Genomic DNA, 19,296 nt, shown 5'->3' with positions numbered 1-19,296 from the left:
CTATTAATATCACAATAATTAACTGTATGTTTTTGCTAGATTAGTTCCCTGTTTTTAGAAAAAGAAGGATATGCAATCGTGTGGTCCGATCAAGAATCCAGTATTGATTTTCTTAACTTCAGTGAGTTAGCTGAGTCAATTAGAGATCTAATAGTTGAAGAAGAGCTATTACCTTTGAGCATCGGCGTGTTTGGTGATTGGGGGGCTGGTAAGTCGTCGGTTTTAGAGTTGACAAAAGACCGAATAGAGGCGGAGAACGCTGGTCATATTCAAATCCACTTTGACGCATGGTTGTTTCAAGGATACGACGATGCAAAGGCTTCTTTGCTAGAGACTATTACTAAAGAGTTAGTTCGTGTTGCTGAGAAAAAAGGCAATGCGACTGTTATAGCTAAGGCGAACAGTGTCTATAAAAGAGTTGATAAGATAAGAGCTTTGGGTATAGCAATGGATGTTGGAGCAACTGCATTTGGCATTCCCACAGGAGGCGCTATATCTAAGCTTATTGGCTTTGCAAGAGACGCAACTGATGAAGATGGAATTAATGAAGACAGTGATTTACAAGGCGCTATCGCAGCAGGAAAAAGCTTAGCTAAAGATTCTCAAAATCTACTGAAAGCAGGAGAAAAACTTTCACCACCCGAAGAAATTATGGCCTTTCGAGCCGAATATGCTTCTTTGCTGAAGGAGCTAGAAGCGCCGTTGATTGTATATGTAGATAATTTAGACCGGTGTTCTCCTTTAAATGCAATATCTACACTGGAAGCTATCAGGCTATTTCTGTTTTTGCCTAATACGGCTTTTATTGTGGCGGCTGATGTAGATATGATTCGTACGGCTGTTCAGGAATATCACAAAGGTTCTAGCAAAAGGCATCAGACAGACTACCTGGATAAGTTGATTCAAGTGCCTATCCACGTCCCTAAACCTGGTCAATTAGAAATCAGAGCATATGTATTAATGCTTATGGCTCAAGATTTAAGTTTGGGTGACTCTGTGTTAAATGAGTTGAGAGCTCGGCTAGAAACTGATCTACGAGAAGCCTGGAAAGGTGAGCAGAGAACGGTCGATGAACTTCTTTATGACATAGATTTTGATGATAAAGAAAAGGCTATCCTTGTTTTAAAAATGGCGGAAAAACTGGCTCCTATCTTGGCAACTTCTCCTAATATTAGCGGCAACCCTAGAATTGTTAAGCGTTTGTTGAATCAGATAAAGATGCGAAAAAAAATAGCATCAAGAAGAGGGATGCAACTTGATGAAGCTACGTTAACTAAACTTGTCATTTTTGAGCGTTGTGTAGGCACTAGTGCTGCGAGGCATTTATATAAGCTAATAGAAAAAGAAGATGGAAAACCAGAGGTTCTGCTTAACCTAGAGCAAGGAAACCTTGAGTTTGATTGGCCTGATGAGTGGGTTAATGAGCAGGAGTTCATCCGGGACTGGGCTAACCTTCCCCCTTCATTTTCAGAAAAGAACTTATTACCTGCGGCATACTTAAGTAGAGAAAATATACCACTGGGCCAGATAAATACCGTCATATCTTCGGCGGCACAACATTTGTTGAGTTCTTTACTAAAGCAAAAAAATAGAACAAGTAATGTAAACGCGAGGCTAATAAATGAAACCCCTAAAGAAGAGTATATGGCTGTAATGGAGGGGTTAATTGAAAGGTTGGGGCAAGTTGATGATTACACGCAAAGGCCCATCGGTATCATGGGTGGAATCCTGCTAGCAGACCATGATGAAAAGTGTAAAGGCTTGTTTAAAGAGTTTTTAAGTTCGTTGCCTAAACAACGGTGGATTACATCACTTATAAAAAGTATGGAGAATAAATAAGGTATGGGTACATCAGCATCAAGTTCTGGTCCAAATAATAGCAGTCCACTTATTCCACCGTGGGCCGAAGAAAGTGACCCCTTAGAGTTAATACCCAGTGATGGTGGTGGAGTCCCTGAATCTGAAGAAGGAGGTGATTCTTCAGATGAATCCTTGGAGATTGACAATGGGTCTGTTCAGGATCTTATTCCTGGACCAAAGATTCAAACTTTGCCTGGTAAACGTTTGGCTGGAGCAAGACGAGCATTTGGTGATTATGCTAAATCCGGTGGTGGTTCTAATGATTTAAGGCGGGCGCTGAAGAAGTATTCCACAAGCTCTAAAGGTGGTGGAAGTAGCATGGCTCGTAAGCTAGCGGGTGGTATTACAGCTGGTACAGCATTATTTAGCTTAGTTAGTGGAGATTCAGTAAAAGCTCAAAATAGAACACTGAATCTTTCTGATTTATCGGGTTTATCGATCGACCAAGCAATTGACCGAATTTCGGAACATCTGTGTCCTGATGCTTCTGATTCGGATCAAATCAGAATAGCAATAGACTACGCCTTAACAGAAGCTTTAGAAGACCAAGAAGAGTTTGATGAAGGCATGTTCAATCCTGACTTGGTTGGTGATGTTGTTGCTAACTATTTGACAGATTTAGTTTTTCAAGAAGTCTTAAATGATATGGGGGAAGCTTGGTTGCACGCGGAAACACATTTAAAACAACTTGACATGGAAACTGAACTAAGAGAATTGGTAAAAGTTGTAACTGAAACACAGCTTCATGATATTACAGGCGGAAACTACTCGGTGATGACCAGAGATACAATTACTAAGATCCAAATCGACGTGATCGCTAAAACAATTGAAGAGTGGGAGAGCTACTGATGATGCAATGTTACTTCAACAATAATCCTGAACGCTTACCTAAGCAAGGAGATGAATGCTATCCAGTGCAGATTTATGGAACTCATATGCATTATCCCAATAAGGTGAGTTTGGCATCTAGGAGTCTTATTGACAAGGTTCGTAGCTTAGGGGTTGAGATCGATTCTAAGTCTTTGGACTTAATAACAATTGCAACTGCTGTTACATCCGCAGAAACTTTTGTTTTGAGAAAAGACGCTCCAGATGCCTGGTCTCGGCAACTGGAACTGTTCATACCTGTATATCACAAAGAACTCTGGCAAGGTGTCGCTGAAGAATTGTCCTCAATTTTGGGGTTTCTTACAGGAGACTACTGGCGGTTAAATTTTGAATCAACTCAATTGGAACTTCCTAAGCCCAAGAAAAGTAAAAAGGCTAAAGATAAGGCTAGTTCCCTGATAGGCTTAAACTGCGTTAGCTTGTTCTCTGGTGGACTAGATAGTGCTGTCGGTGCTTTAGACATGATTAATGGTAGTAACATGGATAGACCACTATTGATTAGTCACAGCTATAAAGGTGATGGAAAAAAACAAAGAGCTATTAAGTCATTACTGGAGGGTAAGTACGGAGAGTTTTCGTTCGATATATCTCCTAGAATAATTGAGAGTAGGCGCGGAAAAACGGATGTGTCTATGAGGGGAAGAAGTTTCAATTTCATCGCTTTAGCAGTACTTGGAATCAGCGCACTAAGAGCAGCAAATAATGATGAGTCTATTTCCAGAATAATCATTCCGGAGAATGGTTATATCTCACTCAATCCACCTCTTACAAGAAGACGTATAGGATCTCATAGTACGAGAACAACACATCCATTCTATATATCAAAGCTGGAACATTTGCTGAACAATGTTGGTTTTAAGATTTCTCTTGAAAATCCCTACCAACTGAAAACCAAAGGAGAAATGGTATCTGAATGTGTTGACAAAACAGCGATCAAGAAAGCGGTTGTGCTTAGTGTTTCGTGTAGTAACTGGCATAGAAAACACATCCAGTGTGGAAGATGTGTTCCATGTTTGATTAGAAGAGCGTCTGTATTTAAAGCTGGGTTTGGTAAAGACGCTCCTTATGATGCAGAGAACTTAAATGTAGTAAAGAAATACAAAAATGAGAGAGATGATTTACTTGCAGTATCTATGGCAATTAAAAAACACGATAAAGATGGAGACTTTGAAAAATGGATTCGTCAGAGTGGGCCTTTGCCTCAGGATACACAATTGAGAGAACAGTTGGCTGATGTCGCAAAAAGAGGCTTGATGGAGGTCGCTCAATTCTTAAAGCACGAGAAAATTAAATGATGGATTTACACTGTCACGTTGATCTCTATCCTGATTTTGATGTGGTATTGAAAGATATAGAGAGTAGTGGATTATACGTATTGTCAGTAACTACGGTTCCTTCTGCGTGGCAAGGGACGAGAGAACTAACCAAAAGTTTACCACGAGTAAAAACTGCTTTGGGGTTTCATCCTCAGGTCGCACATCTACGTGAGCATGAGTTAGCTCTGTTTGAAACTTTAGTTCCTGACACCCGTTATATCGGAGAAGTAGGATTAGATGGCTCCAAGGGATTCAAGGAGCATTTCGCAATCCAGCAGAAAGTTTTTACTGAAGTTTTGAAGTTGTGCCAGCGCTTCTCTAACAAAATACTAACGATACATAGTCTGGAGGCTGTTGAAGAAGTGCTCGATTGCTTGGCCATGTATCCAGGCTTTGGAGTGCCGATTTTCCACTGGTTTCTGGGAACAAAAAAGCAGCTAGATACAGTAGTTAACGTAAATGGTTTTTTCTCTGTCGGTCCAGCTATGCTTTCAAGTGCTAGAGGGAAAAGAATCGCAGGATGGATACCTAAAGATAGGTTATTGTTAGAGTCAGATGGGCCGTTTGCCAAGTTGGATTCAAAACCATGTTATCCGTCGGACGTTCAAGTGGTAATCGACTATTTATGTGGACTGTGGGAGGCTGAAGAACATGAGGTTAGGGAACAACTTACGGACAATTTTAAGAGGTTACTGAAATAATACAAATATGTGAATTAGTCTGATTGTAATCTGTCAGTTTCGTTTACTCGATGCGACCACTTCTAACAGGTTGCCCTAAATCAGTTTTGCCTCATTATCACTTAGCGCTGAAACTCATTCGCATTCTGTTCATCTTGGTTTGCCATATCAGAACTAATGTAAGCAAAAAGCTTTCCTTTACGACTAAAACATCATTGATAGCTGGTTTTAATGTTCGTTTACATAATGGAAAAGCGATATGATATGCATCAAGTTCCTATTCAACTGCTAATAATTGTCACTGTATGTTACTCAAGAACAAATACAAAAAACTATTACCAACAAAAGATTTTCTGATTGATGAGGTTGTTCTTCTAAACGCATGGAAAAAATCACATCAGCACATTAGAGGTGTCAATTGGTACGTTGACTACCTTGACTTAGACATGTCTGCTTTGGAGCTCGAAAGTAGAATCAAGGCATTAACTACCGCAATCGATAAGAAAGTTCTGAGACTATCACCACTTCAGCTTATTCCCGCCCCAAAGTCTCATCCATGGACGTTTATACCGCCTTCTGCGGAGAGTCCTGCTAACAATGCTATTAAATGGGAACCTAAAGCGATAACTCCTAAAGTTGAAGGCTTCATATCACCTATACAACCATTGCGTCCTTTAGCTCATGTTTCAATTGATGATCAAACGCTTTTTACTGCTCTTATGATGCTACTTGCTAGCAATGTAGAGACGAAACAAGGTGATCCCTCTACTGTTCTCAAGAAAGTTCACGATAACAAAGTAATCAATTACGGAAACAGACTTCACTGCACATACAGTGATGACCATGAAGCTACATATTCATGGGGTAATAGCAATACTTATAGTAAATACTTCCAAGATTATCAGCAGTTTTTGGCTAGACCAATTTATTTTGGGCGAGAAGCAAATAAAATAAAAACTAATGAAGAACGGATTTATGAAGTTCATTTAGATTTTGCCAAGTTCTATGACTCAATTAATCGAGCTAAACTCTTGGAAAATATATCTGAACTGGTGCAAGAAATGACAGGAGCTAAGCCTGATGACTATGTTCAACACGTTTTAGACCGGTTTTTAGATTGGAAGTGGACGAAAAAATCGAAGCAGCTCTACGCAAGAGTTTGCAGAAACGAAGATATCCCCAAGCTAAGAAATCGTATGGGAATTCCGCAAGGCTTGGTTGCTGGCGGTTTCTTTGCAAATCTATACATGCTTAAATTTGATGAGAAAATATTTAAACTAATAGGTGAGCATTTCTCTAGTGATAATGAGGTGATTCTAGTAGATGCATGCAGATACGTAGATGATCTACGATTAATTGTTAAAGCAAAGAAAAAGCCTGAAAATGAAAAATACTTAGCAAATCTGATCACTGAAGAGTTTAAGACAATTACGGCTAAGTTAGGAATAAACCTAAATCTTCAAGAAACAAAAACAAAAGTTAAAGTCTTTAGTTCGAAAGAAGGTGCCATTTCAGCCAAACTGGCAGATATACAGAGTAAAGTAAGCGGTCCATTACCCCTTCATGAGATCGATGAGCAACTTGGGCATCTAGAAGGGTTAGTCGAACTATCTGACAATTTAGAAATAGATAGCGTTGACCGAGATAATATTAAATTTGATCTTACGGCTGAATTGGCCTTTATCGATAAAACCTTTAATGATGTAAGAAAAGACTCCCTTTTACGTTTTACTGCTAACAAGATTCATACTCTACTCCGTCAAAAACGGAATATGATTGCTCAAGATGTCAACGAGGACGGGCAGCCTATATCAGGTAGTTGGGATTATCTTCAAGAACGAATGGCTCGCAAGTTAGTGCATAGATGGACTAAGGATCCTTCATTAGTTCTGTTGATGAAAAAAGGTTTAGAGCTTTTTCCACATGTGAGCCTGTTACGGCCGATATTGCATAATCTAAATAAACTGCGTGAGTCTGAAAAACCAGAGTTAGTATTATTCGCAGAATACTGTTTAAGTGAAGTACTCCGTCATTCGGCATCTGCCATACACACAAAAGATAGATGGGCGTTTCCCGCTCATTCTGATCCAGAAGCATACTTCGAATACCTAAGTAATTACGCAACTTCTCTATTACCGAATCTAGAAAATGTGCATGATGCGCTCTCTGAACAGGCAATCTTCTTTTGCTTAATTCGTAATGAGTCAGCTCTAGAGGTTACTATAAAGAATAAGCCTTTATTTAACCTAATGACACAGCTACTTAATGGCTTTAGATATATACACACCACTAGTGTGTTAGAGGATGAGTTCGCTACAGCAGTTCTGCTGACAAACCAGATTTCATTAGATAGTTCTAAAGTCCATAAATCTATTGTAAGTGCGCTAGATACTATCCACAAGCTCAATAGACCCAAAGCTGCAACCAAGAGAACTCAAAAGCTAAACAAACATAACCTATTAGGAATATGCGAACGTATCCTACTTGAAGACCCAAAGCTATTTGAGAATCTATATAGTTTTGCCATCAAACAAGATTTAGATTGGCACAAGTCAGTTCGTAATTTAGCAAAATATCTAGGCCTGACCGACTTTGCTAAAGTTGGAGGAAAACTCCCTGATTACAATGGTAGAGATTTATCATTGCTCTCTGTCATTCGAAGAGATGACAACCCATTCAAACAAGAAAATGGGATTTTGAAGCTACTTCAAGCCGTTTTTGAGAATTTGAACAGCCTGAAGTTAGAGCGTCCAATTGATATTGCTAATACGACAATCAATTGTTCAGACTGGGATAACCTGATTAGTTTGGATTCATCCTGTAGCCTATCAATAAATATTAAGCTGTTAGAGCAAGAGGCATTTTTTCATACTTGCCCTGATTGGCTAACAGATGCACATAAGCCGCTGTATATTGTAGGAATGTTTGTAAGAAGTTGTTTGCTTAGTTCGCTAGATTGGAGTCGTAATTTAGTTAGTGAAAACATAAAAAAACGCCCTAGTTACAGGGGGATAAAGTCTAATATGCTCAAGCGTCAGGTTGGGATGATGCATGCTCCAGAAGCATTTGGTGACAGTAAGTCTGCAATGAGTAATTGGCTTTCGTCTCTTTTATTTAAGTTGCTGCAATGGCCTGGTGTAGATAATTCGAGCAATGGTTATGAGTGGCCTTCGACTTGGAACTTGGAGGAATTAGAGCACTGTGTATCTAAGAGGTTAGCTGAGCAGTCAAAAGGTTTTTGTAAGCTGTCTAAGACTCCAACCTATGTTGAAAAAGTTAGCTTGGGCTGGGGCAATAACAAAACAAACCTTAACGTTGCAATGATCCAACCCTTACTTCCTTTAGAACATGATTTCGATGCTGAAGGTTGGTTACTAAATACACCTCATTATCGAGCAAAGCATCGAAGACACTTAGCATCAGTAACTGAATTGCTACTTCATAACATTGCTAGTGTAGACAGTGCAAACGAAAAGCCCACCTTAAAAGGCAAAGTAGACTTAATTGTTTGGCCTGAGTTGGCAGTATCGCCTGATGATTTGGACATTTTAGAAAGGCTCTCTGATAAAACAGGGGCGATTATCTTTGCTGGAATTGGTTTTAGTCATATCCAAAATACTCGTGAACTTAATAATGCCGCTATATGGATTATTCCTAACCAAAAATCCTCTGGTCGAAGATTCATCAAACGATTACAAGGAAAGTGGAATATGACCACAGGAGAAAAGAGTCATATTACTCCTTGGCGACCTTACCAATTAATTGTTGAGTTAATTCATCCTGATTTTAAAGACCAAGAGGGGTTTAAGCTCACAGGATCAATCTGCTATGACGCTACCGACATTAAGCTTAATGCAGACCTCAAAGACAAATCTCACGCTTACATAATCTCGGCAATGAATAAAGATATTGCTACTTTTGATAATATGGTTGATGCCCTTTTTTATCATATGTATCAACACGTGATTCTTGTTAACAGTGGAGAGTTCGGAGGTTCGGTCGCCAAAGCACCTTATAAAGAGAGGTACCATAAGTTAATTACTCATACACATGGCTCCCACCAAGTATCAATATCTACGTTCGAGATGAATATGTTTGATTTCAGAAAATGTGGACATTCTATGAAGTCAAATAAAAAAGTCAAAACTCCACCAGCAGGAAACACTATATGATTTGTTTAGATACCAATGCAGCTCGATTACTTACCTTTGATTTTTGGAACGACAGAGCTGACATTGTTATGATGGTAATCGCAAGTATTGCTCTAGTATTTTCTATCAAACAATTACTTTCTGGTCGCAAAGAGTCTCGTAGAGCTACTGCCTACGCGACTTACCATGAGTACCTGAAATTGTGCTTTGATAATTCAGCTCTGGCTTATGGGAACCAATCTGAAATAATACAAAATGGTCAAACCACTCCTGAATATCCGTGGTTTGTATCTCAAATGCTTTTCGCATTTGAGCAAATATTAGAAACTGATAAGTCTGATGAGCAATGGCAGATTTCGATAAAGTCTCAGTTAGAACGGCATGCTTGGTATCTTAAAAAATCGAAGACAGCTAATCGTTCAGAATGGAACGAAGAGCTGAAGGCCATAATAAAGCAAGTTACTTCTGAAGTTAGCGTACAACCCCAAGAGAAACTCGGAAGTCCTGAAACTACCTCAACTTGATTCAACCAACCAGCCATATTAATTGAATTGATAGATACATGTGGTTCACACTTACTTTTACTAATCCAAACCATTCGATCTAGAGTAAAGTCTTTAGCTCGTTTTTGTCCAAATATGAGTTTAAAAAATAATTGGTAACAACTGAGCGTGTTGTCTTTTGTCTCAGGTCTGCTTTGATGCCGTCTTTTTTATAGCGAGGCAAATTTTAGCCTTTTGTGGCTATTTTATTGACATTAGTTGGCTAAGATAATCAATCTATATGTTTTCTTTGGTGCAGTAAGGAGGGGGAATGGAGCGAGTTTCCAATAAGTCGTCACTGTGGTTAGGGGTATGTCTGATCGTGGGGCTGGGAGTATTAGGGTTCTTCATCCAGCAGACGGCTATAAAGTATAAAGCGTACGAGCGAGTGGTTACTGTAAAAGGTTTGTCAGAGCGTGAGTATCAAGCCGATACCGTGATTTGGCCGATCCAGTTTACGGTGGCGAAAAACGATATGTCAGCGATGTTTGAGGACATCGACCAGCAAACCCAGTTGGTACTGGATTTCCTGAGTGCGAAGGGGTTAGAAGAGTCGAGTGTATCATTGTCGTCGCCTTCGGTGATTGACCGTAAAGCGCAGCAGTATGGCAATGAGCAGGATATTGAATATCGCTATTTAGGCAGCCGTACAATCACGGTCTACAGCCAGAAGGTTGATGTGGTCAGAGCGGCCATCAATGAAATTGGGGAGTTGGGCAAGCAAGGGATATTGCTCAGTCAAGATCCCTATTCAAACCGGGCCAACTACAGTTTCACGCAGTTGAATGACATCAAACCAGATATGATTGAAGAAGCGACCAAAAACGCCCGTGAAGTTGCGGCTAAATTCGCTAAAGATTCTCAGAGCTCACTGGGGAAAATTAAGCGCGCTACACAAGGGCAGTTTTCGATCTATGATCGTGACAGCAATACGCCTTACATTAAGAAGGTTCGTGTGGTCTCTACCGTGCAGTACTACCTCTCGGACTAACGTTTTTCGTTTGAACAGACTTCAAAGCCAGTGTGACAACGCTGGCTTTTTTGATCGGAGTCTCAGCTCGTTTCATCATCGCCACCTAGTACATGCGCCAGGTTTGTGACTTTGGTCGAGCGAATGCGTCTGTCAGGAAGCGAAGATGGCTTATATCTATTGATTGTTGCATCCATAATGGGGCTGGGCATTGGGAGCCAGATCGACTTATCAAAGCCGCCTTTTTGCGATGAGTTCGCTGTATATCGCAGTAAAACGCGAATGTTTTCTCTACGAAAGTGAAGAATAGTGAAATATTAACTTTATCATTAAGGTGTCCATTCTCCATCAAATCCACTGCGATTCCGCACAATGCCCATCCGATTGCCGACATCTCGCGCGTTTCATATTGAGCAATAAATAGTCAATTAGTAGCATCTCGATTGCACAAATAATAACCAAAACTGTGTTCGGGTTTTTAACCCATATTGTTCCTAATAAGTCTAAATAATAATGATTATTGTCAACAAGTTGGTTGGGTTATTAAAGGTGCGCACATCGTTATTCATGCTCTAACAAGGAATAACTACACCTAACATAGAAAGAAGTCTGGAGTGAAATTATGAATGTTTTAAGATCCATGATTTACCTATCGATTGCTGGCTATATGTCGGCCCCGTTTGCGGCGGAGGCAAGCTTCGCGCCTATTGTGGTCGGGGCGCCGTATGAAGATAGCTTAGCCTCACAACCAGGATCCGATTCTGCGCCTAACTCTGGTGCGGTGTACCTCAAATGGAAAACTCTACAAGGGCAACTGGGTACCGCGCTCATTAAAGCGCCTAACGCGGAAAGCTCGGATAAATTTGGTGAAGCCGCCATTCTATCTGGGAACAATCAAGTCTTGCTGGTCGGTGCGCCAGGTGAGTCGGGCTGTGGGGCCAATGTTGGGGCGACCAAACACGCCAACCTCATTGGCACCAACAGCCGAGTTACTTGCTTTTCGTATGGAATGGAGAGTAACGCAGATTCTGGCAATCCATTAGATTCTGTCTCCATTGGCGCGGCCTATGTATTCGAAGGGCAGGGGCAGTTTGCGAGCAACAATCAGTTTGAAACAAGTGCAGGACATAAGTTGCTTGATTTTACTACTTACATCAAAGCGCCTAACCCCAGCCTTTGGGATAACTTTGGTGGGGTGGTCCACATCAGTGGTGATGGCAAGACCATCGCGATTGCCGCGACAGGTGAAGACAATTGCGGCATCGGTGTCGGCGGCACGGGCGTTAATCCAAATCAGCGCCTGGGTGGGCACTCAGTCTGCGGCCAATACGTACACCCAGGTATGGATGACAACAGTGCCCGAGATTCTGGGGCGGTGTATATCTATAAAAAACGCAACAACACTTGGGTGTTGGACGCGTACCTAAAAGCGCCAAACACCGATCCTGGCGATATGTTTGGCTCTGCCTTGGCACTGGACTCGGATGGGGATCAACTGCTAGTAGGGACCCCGGGTGAAGATAACTGCGGTACCGGTGTGGGTGGTCAGGGGGCGAACGCAAATCAACGCCTTGGTTATGGCTCCGTGTGTGGAACAAACCCTAATCCAAGCCTGTGGGATAACTCTGCCAGGGATTCTGGGGCGGTGTACCACTATGCGCGCGAGAATGGTCAATGGGTGCTGAAAGAGTACATTAAAGCCTCAAACACCGACGCGGGAGATTTGTTTGGCAGTGCCCTGTCGTTTGATCATCAAGACAACAAAATCGTGATTGGAGCGCCGGGAGAGTCTGGTTGCTCAGCAGGGATTGATGGGGCGCTACCGAATCCTAATAAGAAGATCAATGGTGAAAGTGTTTGTGGTAACTCGCCGCTTAATAGTAACGTCAAATTGGACAACCGGATTGGCAAGTCAGGCGCGGTTTATGTGTTTGCTTACGATGACAACAATGCCAATTTGAAGGAAGTGGCTTACATCAAAGCGCCAAACCCTGACGCGAACGATCAGTTCGGCGCCAACTTGTTTATCGACAGTGTTGGCGGGCTGATGATTGGGGCTCCTGGTGAAGATAACTGCGGCACGCATGTGGATGGCACAAACAACAAAGCCCCATGCCAAAACCCCGGTTTGACCAACAACCAGGCTCAGGATGCGGGGGCGGCTTACGTCTACAACGACAACAATTACGCCAACACCAAAGTGGCGTACAGCTTCTTTAAATATGTGAAAGCGCCAAGTGTCCATGCCGGCGATGTGTTCGGAACTAACCTAGCGGCAGTAACCGCGTTGGATGCTCAAGATCCAACGATTCAGATGGTCTTTTCTGCGCCGGGTTATGACAAACCGGGGATGACCGACACGGGCAAGGTCTTTGTGTACACCAAAGAATCGGCCAACAAGTTGCGCAAGAGCTTTGGCTTTAATGGCAAGCTACCAAACGTTGAAAACTCAGTGAGTAACTTTGATTATTTTGGCGGCTCAGCGCTTGGAGGCAGTGACACCTCGGTAACCAGTTCGGTCGGCAATCAATGTACGATCGTGACCGATTATCTAACCGGTAATGAAGTCAGCCTGAAAGACTTTATTGACTGTATTGCAGGGTTTGGACCCGGAAATTAAATTCCATTTAAGGATTCTCAAGTAGAGTTGAAGGATGAGTTCACCAGATGAGGACTCATCCTTTTTTAGTTATCAAGGGGGAAGACGTTTCTTTTTCTAGGGCCCGTTGGTCTATCTTTCTCCGATCCCGCGCTCAAGAACGGGTAATCGTTGACACGCTTATTCCTCACCGATATTCTGCTCTCGCACTGGCAAAATCCAGTGTCAGGATTGGAACCCTGTCTCACAACACGTGGCGCATAGACGTCAGCATCACTGCTGCTGTCATGTGCAGCCTTGTCGCACCTGTAAAAACGGATGCCCTGCAAAGGGAAGTTCCGCTTGGTATTACGGTGGGCTGGGCGAGGCAGCTTCGGCTGGCCGTTTCCACGTGTGCGGTAGTTCCAACCTTGTTCAGTTCACCACCCTTTGTTTTGGGGTCTCTGAGTGGTGAAGGGAAACTTCATTTCTTGGAGGTTGCGATGCCGATAAACCCTCAAATCTTACGATCCCTCGATGAGGCGTGCGCCCGCGCGCTGTGTGACCGAACTCAATTACCCCAACAAACCGAACGGATCTCAGGACTGCTCGACCAACTGTGGGAAGATTTGGGCGAAGAGTTTTTCTGGTTAGAGGCGACCTTGTGGAAAGCATTAACGGAGTCGGAAGGCTCGTTTTCGTTGTGTCTACTTAAAGCGCCGCATCGTAACCGCTATCGCCTGTGCCTTGCCCAAGATGTCGACCAGCATATTTACCAGTTGAACCAGCAAAGCGGTGAGCCTGTCGAGCTGGTGGCGGTGATGAACTGGGACACGCTCAATGACGCCAGCATGTCACCACTGATTCTCGATGGGTCACTGGATTCGCGCTGGTTTGCGCTGAGTTCGCGTCAATTACATCACATAATGGATGTCTTCGAGCGTCATCGCGAATGATGCATCTTGTGAGCTCTATTCTCCGCACGCCTTTTTGTGCTGGGGAGGCCGGCGCGCAGGAAAGCCGCTTGCGTACCTCATAGTGTCATCGGTTACGGGGTTCTGGGCGCGAACATGATGATGGCCATACCAAGCATCGCCACAGAGACTCCCACGATATCCCACAGAGTTGGGCGAAGACCGTCCACGAGCCACAACCATAAGATTGCGACAAAGATATACACGCCGCCGTAAGCGGCATAAACTCGACCAGCGGCGGTTGGATGCAAGGATAACAGCCATGCGAAAAGCGCAAGACAGAGCGCTGCGGGCACTAAAAGCCAGGCCGATTTGTCTTCTTTGAGCCAAAGGTAAGGCAAGTAGCAACCCAGGATTTCAGCAACGGCGGTGAGAAAGAAAAGCCCCATTGTTTTCACTTCAAGCACGTTATTTTCCTATAGAGATTATTCGTTGGCGGTACCCATCGTGCCTGAGTCTTTCAGGTTAAGGCAAGTTAAACAGGGTCAGCGGCTCCAACGACCCCTTTCGCGTACGTCGAGTGGGCGTTGTTGTGCTCTGGGTTAATCCTTTTGCGTCCAAACGACGTAACTAGACAGAGCACCCAACGGAGATAAACAATGTTTTCACTATTTAAACGAGACTCGACCAAGAAACTGAAGAAGCAATATGCCGCAAAACTCGAGCAGGCAATGCTCGCGCAAAGAAGAGGGGACATTCGAACCTATTCGCTCTTAACCGCGCAAGCGGAAGAATTAGGCCAGCAAATCGAAGCCCTCCAGAGTCAACGCTGATCGCCTGTGCAAGAAACGTTGAGAAAGGGACAACGTTGCTTACTTCCAGCCATACGCCCACTTATCGGTGTTGTTAAGCTCTTTCCAGTCAATGGAATACTCGCCGTGAGTCATCACCGCTTCCAAGGTGCACGATCTTACGGAGCCATCTTCTGCGTAATCAACATCGGACACTAAGAAGTGTTTCTCACGCTTTTGCGGCTGCAGGGCCGTCCATTTACTGTTGAGTAACTTGGCAGGGTTAATTCGATTCATCATAGGCTCGTCATGTTGTCGCTGTATCCCATGTCTTACGGGGCAGCGCTGCCAAAGTTCAGCGGCGAGCCACTCTTTGTCAGTTAAGACGCGACGAAGGAGAGGGTCATTCAGGCACTATCTGGACGGCGAGCCAAACGGCGACTAACGCGGGCTTCTTTTCCCCTTCGATTTCAACCACCACTTCGCTTTTAAAGGTATAGTGACCGGGGCGCTTTTCGTCGACGGCCAGCAATTTCGCACGCGCGCGAATGCGGCTATTCACGGTGACGGGGTGGATAAAACGCACTTTATCAAACCCATAGTTGATCCCCATGCTTGCCCCTTCCAACTGGTAGCCAAAGCGCTCGGCAAAATGGGGCAGCATGGACAGGGACAGCAAGCCATGGGCAATGGTCGAACCAAACATGGTGTCTTGCGCTTTGATGGGATCCGTATGGATAAACTGATGATCTAAGGTGCAGTCAGCAAATTGGTTAATCTGCGCTTGGCTGACGACAAACCATTCGGTTGGCTCTGTCTCAACACCAATGTAGTGAGCGATGTCATCCTTCGAGATAACGTTCATAGCGTCCTTTTAGCAGTGAATTCGAGGTTAAACAGCCACCGAGTGTATCAGACAAGCCGAGCGCAACTGGAATGACTTCAAAGAGAGGCGCGCTGAGTGAGCACGCCATTTAATCGGCGAGTTAGGCGTATGTTCCAATGAGATCATAGAGCTCGTCAACCGAGCGTGCCGTGTAGTCAGGCTGACACGACCACGATTCCGGCGCCGCGCCACTGTACGCTGCGGCCACAGCAATGACGCGAGCGTTGCCCCCCAGCGCAGCTTGAAGGTTACGAGCAAATTGGACATCAGCCTCATGATCACCGATGTACATCAAGCATTGGCTGGTGCGATGGCCGAACATCGCGTCAAGACATTGAAGGCCACCCAGAGCCTCCGGTTTTTGATGGCCATGAGACACGTCGTCATACCCGACAATGGTCTTGAAAAAAGCCGCTAGCGCATGGTTTTCCAACACACGACGAATGTTGCTCTGTGAATTTTGCGAGCATATGCCGTGAGGCAGGAAGGAGAACTCGGTGACCACGTCTTTGATCCCTTCAAACAACAAGACCTGCGTGGTATTTTTCTCTTGGTGCTCGGCCCACATGCCCCCCGCCAGGCGCATTTCCTGTTGGGTTAATCCATAGTAATCAACGTAAAGCTCTTGCCAGTTTTTTGCGCTGTGGTTGGCGACATGGTAGGCCTCTTCGTCGCGTAAACACTCCGGCAAACCGTCCCCAGTCAAACGGGGAGCAACAATGGATAAAATGGTCTTGGTTATCTCAATATTTTTCGGCACAGAGTTTACCAGTGTCCCATCATAATCCCACAGCACCGCCTCCAATTTCATGATTCCCTCTCCATTCAAACACGAGATCTAAACGTACTATTTATCACAAAATCAATGGGTTGGACAACATTTCCGAGTCGGTTGGGGGCAGGCACACCGTTACCATTGCGCAACCAGCTTCTTTAAATGGTGCTTTGCCAACTCATGATCACCACGACTCATCCATTTGATACAATCAAACAATTCCCACGTTATTCCTTCGTCGCCGTTCGTGTAGGCCGGAAAATCTGCGTGCTTTGGTGCCGGTTCGTCCGTTACCCGTTGCTCGATGAGGCCATTTTTATCAAACAGCACCTTAAATGGCTTAGACAGACTCAAGGGTTCACTCACATCTAAACAGTGAATCTCTGCGCTCGTTAAGTCATTGAAAATGTATTTTTTAAAGTAAGCGTTCTCATTATGGAAGCCCTCGAGCAGGTAGAAGATGTCTTTGTCACGCTCAAACGCGGAGAAGCAGGCCTCGCAAGATTGATGAAAGTTATTCTTGGTAAACACAAGAATATCGGCATCCGAGACTCGGTCACCTTTTCCCGCGGCCAGTGACCCCAACAGGACCGCCGCGACCGCGTCATTTTCAGAATGAAACGCCGAGTACGCGGATTGAACCAAGGCATTTTGAAGCGGAAGATGGGCCAAGTTTAGCTTTTCTGAAATCACAATTTGCTCCGTTTGTTTCGCGTTAGAGCCGCGGAGGGGCGCTTGAATGAGGAACCTGCCTTCTCGCTCAACGTAGCGTCCGCGACCAAGCTGTGAGTAAACCAAAGTCAGGGTGAAGTGGCAATAGCAACGTACTCATTGGCGCTGGCATTGAGAGCGTGGGCCGTTTCGAGGCTAAGGCGCATACCGCGCGAGCCATTCTGACCGCAACACACCGTATTTGACCGAGTCATAGTATTCGCCATTGTAATAGCGGACTTTTCGAAGCCGCGCTTCTTGCTGGAAACCCAGCTTCAGGGCCAATGACATCATTCGAGGGTTCCCCGACCAAGTGGTTAACCCCACCCGTTCGATGAGCTGACTATTGAACAGATACGACACCCACAAGGGAAGCGCTAAGGCCGCAATACCTTGCCCCCAATACGCAGGATCGTAAATGACCACGCCGGCTTCAAGCCAACGCGTTTCTTCGCATTCCCAGTAACAGCTCACCGTGCCGACGGGGAGGTCATCGACGGTGATCAACTGTAAGCTTGCACCAGTTAACAGGCGCTGAAACGTTGTCTTTTCGAACTGCTCCAACGAGGGAGGTGAGTATGAAAAGTACGGACCGTTAAATTGCGTCCATTCGTCATTTGAAATGACCAAAGCGTGGAGACGCTCAAGTTCACTTTCCCTTGCGGGTCTGATAGTGACTGTCTGTTGTGCCACGGTGCTTCCTTCTGTTCATTGCGTCTTATGGGTGGGTACCCCGTTTATTGACCGCACCACTGCTGCTCACAAGGTACGCCATCGCGATCACCATCAATCTTCACGTTGGGGCAATGTGCCAAGTAAAATTTCGCCTCATGACACGATGTCATATGGCTACAGCGCGTTTTCCCCTCACACTCGAAACCGAGTTTGTCATCTTCAGGGGCGCGTTCTGGGGCTTGATAAGTGAGGAAGCTGACTACGCCAAGGGCGATACCGACTAAGACCAGTACCGGTAAGAGAGACAAGGCGAAATTTCCTCTTGCGGGCTCCACGCCAACAAACGAGACAAGATGAGCCCGGGTTTTCCCCTTATTTAACTCAATGCGAAAATCGACTTCATCGCCAATTTGAGGACGCCTGACCCCCGGTTCAAATTCTGAGATATGGACAAAAATATCCCCTTGATATTCGTCCGAATGAATGAAGCCAAACCCGCGATCATCTCTCCACCGGACAATGGTACCTTTCATGGTTAACGTATTCCTCTTGGTGATGAACAGCCTAGCCCTCTGTGAGAGGATTATTGGGCGACCCAACTTTCAGGCTCTGCTATCCGTAAAGTTCGTTTTTCCTTTTCTGAACAACAGTTTAACCAATGTTTTTACTTGGTGAAAGCGTTTGCCACGAAGAGCCGTGCATGACGGCTTGAGTGGCGTAATGACGTCAGGGAATCCTTAGCGAGGCCCAAAGGTGTCATCGCCTTTGACGCTGTGAGTCGGCGAGAAGGGCAGGGATCTCACTGTGGGGCTCCGTCGTCTTTGCGCTTGCCTGTGACCTCTCCCCCCTCAGAGCCTTCAGCACAAGGGTAAAGTGCACGCAGGCGCCCTTGTACTGGCGAACCGTGAGTGGGGCATGGACAGGCCAGCAACGACGACATACCCCCAACACAGGAGAGAGCCCATGAACCATCTACCCCTCACACACACAGTGCATGGCGACGCTGACCACGTTAGGTCGCTGTTCGCTCAGGAGGACAAACGCAATGCCAGCTAACTACTACTCAACCGCCGTCTCTTTCACGCTCGGAGAGGTCGTGATGACCCAAGGGATACAAGCGCTGCTCGACGGACGTCCCGAAGCCCTGCTGAGGCCACTTTTACTACGCCATGAGAGTGGTGATTGGGGAGAGTGCGACATCGAAGACAAGAAAGCCAACGACGTGGCCACTCGTCGAGGTGGGCGGATCGTATCGGTATACCGATTTTCCGGTCAGCGCGTCTGGCTGATCACCGAAGCGGGTCATCAATTAACCACGGTGTTGCTGCCCAGTGAATACTAACTAAGGGGCCTAGGCCCCTTGATTGGAGCGTAGCTTTCAATCGTTGTGTATGCCTTTCTTACCGGTACGCTATCTAATTTGATGAGTACGGCCGTATCTCTTTCACACCACTGGCGTCATCTAGCGCAATTGATTCGCGAGAGGACGAGCCATTCATCATGGCTAATCCTCGATTGCTTGCGGATAATCTATTGTGAATGCGCGTTGATGATGAAGA

The 19,296-nt window shown here is 44.9% G+C and carries 18 protein-coding genes; 11 read left to right on the top strand and 7 right to left on the bottom strand.

Features of this window, described 5'->3' with window-relative positions:
* Window positions 1–78 precede the first annotated feature (78 nt).
* The 9 genes from IX91_RS24040 to IX91_RS24000 all read left to right on the top strand — a co-directional run bounded on the left by IX91_RS24040 (window position 79) and on the right by IX91_RS24000 (window position 13,941).
* The gene (locus IX91_RS24040) at window positions 79–1,839 is read left to right on the top strand and encodes a KAP family P-loop NTPase fold protein (RefSeq protein ID WP_004749120.1); all 1,761 of its coding nucleotides are present in this window, start codon (window positions 79–81) and stop codon (window positions 1,837–1,839) included.
* Window positions 1,840–1,842: 3 nt separating this feature from the next.
* Window positions 1,843–2,709, top strand: a complete 867-nt coding sequence (locus IX91_RS24035) for a hypothetical protein (RefSeq protein ID WP_004743856.1) — start codon at window positions 1,843–1,845, stop codon at window positions 2,707–2,709.
* On the top strand, window positions 2,709–4,043 hold the full coding sequence (gene qatC, locus IX91_RS24030) for a Qat anti-phage system QueC-like protein QatC (RefSeq protein WP_004743855.1): 1,335 nt from the start codon (window positions 2,709–2,711) through the stop codon (window positions 4,041–4,043). The genes IX91_RS24035 and qatC overlap by 1 nt, the downstream gene beginning before the upstream one ends.
* Complete coding sequence (gene qatD / locus IX91_RS24025; protein ID WP_038197292.1) at window positions 4,040–4,765, top strand: Qat anti-phage system TatD family nuclease QatD; 726 nt, start codon at window positions 4,040–4,042, stop codon at window positions 4,763–4,765. The genes qatC and qatD overlap by 4 nt, the downstream gene beginning before the upstream one ends.
* A gap of 284 nt (window positions 4,766–5,049) precedes the next feature.
* Complete coding sequence (locus IX91_RS24020; RefSeq protein WP_004747549.1) at window positions 5,050–8,916, top strand: reverse transcriptase domain-containing protein; 3,867 nt, start codon at window positions 5,050–5,052, stop codon at window positions 8,914–8,916.
* A complete protein-coding gene (locus tag IX91_RS24015) occupies window positions 8,913–9,419 on the top strand; it encodes a hypothetical protein (protein WP_004747548.1) in 507 nt (168 codons plus the stop codon). Before IX91_RS24020 ends, IX91_RS24015 begins: the two co-directional genes overlap by 4 nt.
* A gap of 289 nt (window positions 9,420–9,708) precedes the next feature.
* On the top strand, window positions 9,709–10,428 hold the full coding sequence (locus tag IX91_RS24010) for an SIMPL domain-containing protein (protein WP_004747546.1): 720 nt from the start codon (window positions 9,709–9,711) through the stop codon (window positions 10,426–10,428).
* Between the two features lie 601 nt (window positions 10,429–11,029).
* A complete protein-coding gene (locus IX91_RS24005) occupies window positions 11,030–13,027 on the top strand; it encodes a hypothetical protein (protein WP_004747544.1) in 1,998 nt (665 codons plus the stop codon).
* 47 nt (window positions 13,028–13,074) lie between these two features.
* The gene (locus IX91_RS24000) at window positions 13,075–13,941 is read left to right on the top strand and encodes a hypothetical protein (protein ID WP_004747543.1); all 867 of its coding nucleotides are present in this window, start codon (window positions 13,075–13,077) and stop codon (window positions 13,939–13,941) included.
* A gap of 92 nt (window positions 13,942–14,033) precedes the next feature.
* On the opposite strand, the gene IX91_RS23995 is transcribed toward IX91_RS24000, so the two are convergent.
* Entirely contained in the window at window positions 14,034–14,366 is a 333-nt protein-coding gene (locus IX91_RS23995; protein WP_004747542.1) for a YnfA family protein, read from the bottom strand.
* Window positions 14,367–14,558: 192 nt separating this feature from the next.
* On the opposite strand from IX91_RS23995, the gene IX91_RS26460 reads away from it, so the two are divergent.
* On the top strand, window positions 14,559–14,732 hold the full coding sequence (locus IX91_RS26460) for a DUF6435 family protein (RefSeq protein ID WP_004747540.1): 174 nt from the start codon (window positions 14,559–14,561) through the stop codon (window positions 14,730–14,732).
* A 39-nt stretch (window positions 14,733–14,771) separates the two neighbouring features.
* Here IX91_RS26460 and IX91_RS23990 read toward each other — a convergent pair whose 3' ends face one another.
* The 6 genes from IX91_RS23990 to IX91_RS23965 all read right to left on the bottom strand — a co-directional run bounded on the left by IX91_RS23990 (window position 14,772) and on the right by IX91_RS23965 (window position 18,270).
* Complete coding sequence (locus tag IX91_RS23990; RefSeq protein WP_004747539.1) at window positions 14,772–14,987, bottom strand: TIGR02450 family Trp-rich protein; 216 nt, start codon at window positions 14,985–14,987, stop codon at window positions 14,772–14,774.
* A gap of 106 nt (window positions 14,988–15,093) precedes the next feature.
* Window positions 15,094–15,555, bottom strand: coding sequence for a MaoC family dehydratase (locus tag IX91_RS23985; protein ID WP_004747538.1), 462 nt, complete (start codon window positions 15,553–15,555; stop codon window positions 15,094–15,096).
* Between the two features lie 121 nt (window positions 15,556–15,676).
* Window positions 15,677–16,387: an HAD family hydrolase gene (locus IX91_RS23980; RefSeq protein WP_004747536.1), complete on the bottom strand. Its 711-nt coding sequence runs from the start codon at window positions 16,385–16,387 to the stop codon at window positions 15,677–15,679.
* A 99-nt stretch (window positions 16,388–16,486) separates the two neighbouring features.
* Window positions 16,487–17,044 carry a nucleotidyltransferase domain-containing protein gene (locus tag IX91_RS23975; protein WP_004749124.1) on the bottom strand — a complete coding sequence of 186 codons (558 nt, stop codon included), beginning with the start codon at window positions 17,042–17,044 and terminating at the stop codon, window positions 16,487–16,489.
* A 174-nt stretch (window positions 17,045–17,218) separates the two neighbouring features.
* Complete coding sequence (locus IX91_RS23970) at window positions 17,219–17,755, bottom strand: GNAT family N-acetyltransferase (RefSeq protein WP_004747533.1); 537 nt, start codon at window positions 17,753–17,755, stop codon at window positions 17,219–17,221.
* A gap of 44 nt (window positions 17,756–17,799) precedes the next feature.
* The gene (locus IX91_RS23965; protein ID WP_004747532.1) at window positions 17,800–18,270 is read right to left on the bottom strand and encodes a cold shock domain-containing protein; all 471 of its coding nucleotides are present in this window, start codon (window positions 18,268–18,270) and stop codon (window positions 17,800–17,802) included.
* Window positions 18,271–18,782: 512 nt separating this feature from the next.
* On the opposite strand from IX91_RS23965, the gene IX91_RS23960 reads away from it, so the two are divergent.
* Window positions 18,783–19,079, top strand: coding sequence for a hypothetical protein (locus IX91_RS23960; RefSeq protein ID WP_004747530.1), 297 nt, complete (start codon window positions 18,783–18,785; stop codon window positions 19,077–19,079).
* The last annotated feature ends 217 nt before the right edge of the window (window positions 19,080–19,296 follow it).

Source organism: Vibrio tubiashii ATCC 19109, assembly GCF_000772105.1.
Classification (GTDB): Bacteria; Pseudomonadota; Gammaproteobacteria; order Enterobacterales; family Vibrionaceae; genus Vibrio; species Vibrio tubiashii.
This window is presented reverse-complemented; position numbering and strand designations above follow the sequence as displayed.